Genomic DNA, 5,304 nt, shown 5'->3' with positions numbered 1-5,304 from the left:
GTGCAAGGGCTCACAGCCTGATCCGCCGCCCGCGACGATTCCCACCTTGCCGGCCACAGGCGCGTCGGCACGCATGATGAGGCGGTTCTGGCGGTCGTGGACGATGATGTCGCGATGCGCTGCAGCGAGGCCCGCCAGATAATCGTCGACCACGCCCTCCGGCGTGTTGAGGATTTTGCGCATGTGGTGATCAGCTGCGGTGCCGGCGGCGGTCATGAGCGACCTCCAGAAGTGCGCCGACGAACCCATTCCCCCAACGCGATCGCCGCCAGGATAACCATACCGGTGACCAGCAGCTGCGCCGTCGTCGTCAACTGCATCAGCAACACCCCCTGCGATAGCACGCCCAGGACGAGCACACCGAACAGAGTGCCCAGGATGGTCCCGCGACCCCCGAAAAGCGCTGTCCCGCCGAGAACCGCGGCCGCGATGGCCGTCATCTCGATCCCGGAGTCACCCTGGGCGAACGAGCCTGCACTGAGGAAGCCGGCAACGATCACACCGGCGAAACCTGCCAGCGCACCACTGAGCGCCAGCACGACGAACTTGAGCCCTCGGACGTCCAGCCCCGCCAACCGGGCCGCCCGGGTGTTGGACCCGACGAGATACAGCCGGTAGCCGACTGCGGACTTGTGCAACAGCACGAAGACCGCCACCAGCACCCCCGCGGTGTACAGCAGAGGGCGGTTACCGCCCAGCGTCGAGTCGAAACCGAAGTAGAAGGTGAACGCCGGGTCGATGATCGGTACGTCGACGTTCCCTGGCGAAAGTGCCTCCGCTACACCAATACACACGGTCCCGGTGGCCAATGTCACCAGGAACGACGGAAAGAGCCGCACCAGTCGGGCAACTCGTGCGGTGAGCACACCGTTCACGATCCCGACCACGGCGCCCGCCCCGATCGCCGCCACCACCGCTACCGGCCACGCCACACCGGCGTCGAGAATCCGCGCGACCACAACCCCCGACAAACCGATCACCCCGGCCACCGAAAGGTCGACCTCACCTGCGACGAGACAACAGGTGATGCCGCACGCAACGATCGCCAGAGCGGCGCTGTCCTGCGCCATGCCCAGCAGATTGCCTGGCAACAAGAACATTCCGTCCGGCGCTGCGAAGGCAAAGTACGTGCCCAGGATCACCAGCACGCCCGCCGCGGCTGCCGGACCCGCAAGATCCATCGCGGGCTTGCCGACCGGAACCCCGCTGGGCGCCGTGCCGCCGCCGGCATCCACCTCCCCCGAAACGGCCCTCAGGTCACTCATGCGATTGCTTCCTTTCGCCTCGGCGGCCGCATGAGTAACACGGCCGCACCAATGACGACACCGCGGACGATGTCCTGCCCGGAGCTCGGCAGGCCGACCGCCTGAATCCCGCTCGCGAGAAACCCGATGAGTACGGCGGCCAGTACCGTCCCGGCGATTGAGCCGCGACCGCCACCTAGACGAGTGCCGCCGAGGATCACCGCGGCTAGAGCGTCGATACCCAGTCCCGGCATCGACAGAGCGTCGCCGAAGCCCGTGCGGCCGACCACTATCACTCCACCGATCCCGGCACACAGTCCGCTGATCGCGAAGACCGCTGCCCGGTGCCGGGCCACGGAAAGCCCTACCAGGCGCGCCATATCCTGGTCGGAGCCAGTGGCGCGTAACCACAAGCCGAACCTGCTGCGGCTCAACGTGACTGACGCCAGGACTGCGACCAGCGCACCGTAGAGAATCACCACCGGTATGCCTACGATGCTGCCGGAGAAACCCGCTCCGAGCCGGCCGGCCACGTCGACCGCCGACAGACTGACCGTCAGTGCCAGGCCCTGCACCACTCCCAGAATCGCCAGGGTGGACAAAAAGGACGGAATCTTCAAACCCAGGACCAGCAGCGCGTTGACCGCACCCAGTCCGGTACCGACGACCAGACCGAGCAGTACCGCCGGCACCACGGGCAGCCCCCACGCGGTCACCGACTGGGCGACAAGAACCGACACCAGCGCTGTGATGGCCCCAACCGACAGATCCAATTCGCCCGCCAGGAGCACAAACGTCAAACCGACCGCCACCACGACCAGTGTCACATTCTGCCTCAGCACATCGGCCAGATTGGCCAGTGACCCGAAGCCCGGTGCCAGCACCGAGAACAGCACGATCAAGCCGAGCAGAACACCGGCCAGCAACAGTAGCCTCGGCTCGATCGCTGTGCGCGCCACCGCGCGCGGTGACCAAACCCGTTGGGGCTCAATGGTGGGCATCTGGGTCATGACTGTTCTCCCGTCGCGGCGATGAGCAACCTGTTCTCGTCGGTGTGTGCACCATCGAATTCGTCGACGACCCGGCCAGACCTGACGACGAGGATCCGGTGGCAGACCGCGGCCAGCTCGTCGAACTCCGAGGAGACGAGCAGTATTGCGACACCCTCGGCTGCCAGGGAGTCCAGCAGCAGTCGGATTTCGCGCTTGGCACCCACGTCGACGCCCACGGTCGGGTCGTCGAGCATGAGGACCGTCGGAGGGCAGTCAAGCAGAGCGCGGGCCAGGATCGCCTTCTGCTGGTTACCACCACTGAGACTGTCGATCGGCTGGGGCATCGAATCGGCTTTCACACCGACCTCCGAGCATTTTCGCGAGGCCGCCCGGAAGGCGGCGGTCTTGCGTAGCAGCCCGCTTCGACCGGTGAACACGCTCAGTCGGGCGGAGACCGTGTTCTTCCACAGCGCCTGGCCCGGGAAGATCCCCTGGGTCTTGCGATCACCGGGCACCAAACAGATGCCTGCCCGCAGTGCCGCTCTGGGCGAGCCGATGACGACCTGCTGGCCGCCGACGGCGACGGTTCCGTCCCGGATGGGCTCGTCACCGAACAGCGCACGCAGCACGTCGCTGCATCCACTGCCCAATGTTCCTGCCAGACCTACGATCTCACCCGGCCGGACGATCAGGTTCAAGTCGGCCACCGTACCGGATTGTGTCGACAGACCGCTCACTGAGAGCGCCGGGGTTGGGTGGCTGGACAGGGCGGTACCCGAGGCTCTGGTGGCCTCGGCGGTCGCCGTTTCCCCCAGCATCAGGCGCACGAGTTGCTCGGTGTCGAGCGCCGACGCCGGCTCGGTGGCTATTTCGCGACCATCCCGGATGACGGTGACGGTATCGGCCAGTTCGAAGACCTCGGCGAGATGGTGGGTGACGTAGAGAATCGACACGCCGGTGTCGCGGAGCCGGCGCAGCAGCGCCATCAGATGATCCTGTTCGGGACGCGACAGCGCAGCTGTGGGCTCGTCGCAGATCAGGACCCTGGCCTCTGCCGAAAGTGCACGCAGGATCTCGACCATCTGGCGCTGGCCGACCGTCAGCTCGCCGCACAGCGCATCGAGGGGCAGTGTGACGCCGAGCTTCGCCACGAGGTCGGCGGCAGTGTCGCGTACCCGCCGCCGGTCGAGCAGGCCGAGCCGATTGACCGCGGGGCGACCGAGCACGATGTTCTCGGCCACGGTGAGGTCGGGAAGCACGCTGAGTTCCTGGTAGACCATTGCGATGCCGAGCCGGTCCGCGTCGGCCGGGCGCGTCGGCCTGATCTCCTTGCCGTCGAGCAGAATTCGTCCGCTCGACGGTGAGTACACGCCGCGCAGGAGCTTCATGAGCGTCGACTTTCCCGCGCCGTTCGGTCCGACGACTGCGCGAATCTCACCCCGCCGCAGCGTCATGCTCACGTCGCGTAGGGCGGTTGTGGCGCCGAACGACTTCGTGAGGTTCTCTACGCGCAGCACATCGACACCGGTGTCCGAATTCACTTCCACGGCAGGGCCCTGCCTCCCCAATCGTTGGAATAGGCCTGCGCGACATTGGCACTGGTGGTCGGCGTGCCCTGGGCAGTCACGACGAGCGGGACGTCCTTGCCTAGCAGGATCTTGCCCATCACATGCGCGTCGGCCCGGCCCAATTGGGCGATGGGCAGGCTGTAGGCCACCGCGACCGGCCACCCGCCGTCGAGCAGCTGGGTTGCGGTGCCCTGCTCGAGGTCGAAGGCAATGATCCAGACATCGCGACGGCCCGCCGACCTGATCGCGGCCGCCGCTCCCGCATAGCGATAGCTCAGCACGGCGATCACGTGTGCGTCCGGATTGGTGGCCAGGACTTGTGCCACCGCGGACTCGACCTCGGTCGACTCGCCCGCCGGCGCGGCGCGCACGAAAGTCAGGCGCGCGACGGACTGAGTTTCGGCGGCGTTGACGCCCTCTTCCAGCCCCATCTCTCGCGCGATGTCGAAGTAGGCCGGCTGACGGCTGGGGATGAAGACGACATCGGACTCGGTGATGCCATTGCGCGCCAGTATCTCGGCCATCGGGAGGGCCAGCGAGCGACCGCATTCGACCTGGTCGGGCATCAGGGTGCAGGTGGTCGGGTAGTAGGCCGAACTGGGCGCCACCACGCTGGTCGTCGGGATGTCGGCGGCCTGGTACTTGCGCATCGCGGCGCCAAACAGATTCCAGTTGACCGCCAGCGTTCCCGCTACCGCGATCTGGGATCCCACCAGCGCCTGAGCCCCGCGGATATCCCTGTCGGCGCGCCCCTGAACGTCATAGACGGTCGGTTTCGGTGCCCATCGCGAGACCTCGTCGAGCCAGAATTCGTTCCACCCCGCGACGGCGGGCACGTACAGCCCGTACCACTGATGGCCGATGCGCGGGGCACACTGCTGCAGCTCGGTGACTTCTGCCTCGGACAGGGTGACCTCGGGTGCTCGCCAGTCCACCGCGTCGTTCGCCGTTCGGTCCATCCACCAGTCGATGGCTTCGCCCACCGACGTAGCTACCGGCTCACGCCCGTAGGGGTAGTAACGGGACGACCATCCGGCAACCTCGCGCTCGGGGGCTCCGCAGGCCGACAGGGCGGCCGCCAGTGCAGGCAGGGTCAGGCCCATTGCGGCGCCGGCGCGCAGGAACTGTCGTCGCGGCAAACCGCCCGCCCGGCGATGTTCGACGAGTTCGCTCAGCTCGCGTGACGGCGTTTCAAGCGGTGGCATGCGACAGTCCTCGGGTCGGAAACACGGCTACCTAGGGCCTTGGTTGGTTATCAGGTGGTCTGAACTCTGCACCGTGTCGGTCGTCACAGTCAAGGGGCATCGCCGGATTCGATGAAATGCGGAAGTTCGCATGTCACAGCCGATCCCTTGCCGATTGCGTGATCCGTCGAGAGTGGGTGCCGGCAACGGGCAGTGTGAATGTGACGGTTGACACGTCGACGAATCCACTTCTATGGTTGCTTATCAGACCACCTGATCACGACGGGTGCTGAAACGAAGCCGAGGAGGGCTGGAA

Annotated in this window: 5 protein-coding genes; all 5 read right to left on the bottom strand. The window is 66.4% G+C overall.

Going from position 1 to position 5,304, the window contains the following annotated elements; genetic code table 11:
• A partial coding sequence (locus tag ACRDUX_RS22800; protein WP_526416770.1) for a dihydroxyacetone kinase subunit DhaK occupies positions 1 to 216 on the bottom strand: 216 nt, incomplete at its 3' end.
• Positions 213 to 1,265: an ABC transporter permease gene (locus tag ACRDUX_RS22795; protein ID WP_526416768.1), complete on the bottom strand. Its 1,053-nt coding sequence runs from the start codon at positions 1,263 to 1,265 to the stop codon at positions 213 to 215. The genes ACRDUX_RS22800 and ACRDUX_RS22795, both read right to left, overlap by 4 nt.
• Complete coding sequence (locus ACRDUX_RS22790) at positions 1,262 to 2,254, bottom strand: ABC transporter permease (RefSeq protein WP_526416766.1); 993 nt, start codon at positions 2,252 to 2,254, stop codon at positions 1,262 to 1,264. Before ACRDUX_RS22790 ends, ACRDUX_RS22795 begins: the two co-directional genes overlap by 4 nt.
• Positions 2,251 to 3,783, bottom strand: coding sequence for a sugar ABC transporter ATP-binding protein (locus ACRDUX_RS22785; RefSeq protein ID WP_526416764.1), 1,533 nt, complete (start codon positions 3,781 to 3,783; stop codon positions 2,251 to 2,253). The genes ACRDUX_RS22790 and ACRDUX_RS22785 overlap by 4 nt, the downstream gene beginning before the upstream one ends.
• Positions 3,774 to 5,009 (bottom strand): hypothetical protein, encoded by a 1,236-nt coding sequence (locus tag ACRDUX_RS22780; protein ID WP_526416762.1) that lies wholly within the window; start codon positions 5,007 to 5,009, stop codon positions 3,774 to 3,776. The genes ACRDUX_RS22785 and ACRDUX_RS22780 overlap by 10 nt, the downstream gene beginning before the upstream one ends.
• Positions 5,010 to 5,304 lie beyond the last annotated feature (295 nt).

This window comes from Mycobacterium sp. (genome assembly GCF_050701675.1).
GTDB lineage: Bacteria > Actinomycetota > Actinomycetes > Mycobacteriales > Mycobacteriaceae > Mycobacterium.
The sequence above is the reverse complement of the archived record's forward strand: the minus strand, read 5'-3'. Positions and strand labels throughout refer to the sequence as shown.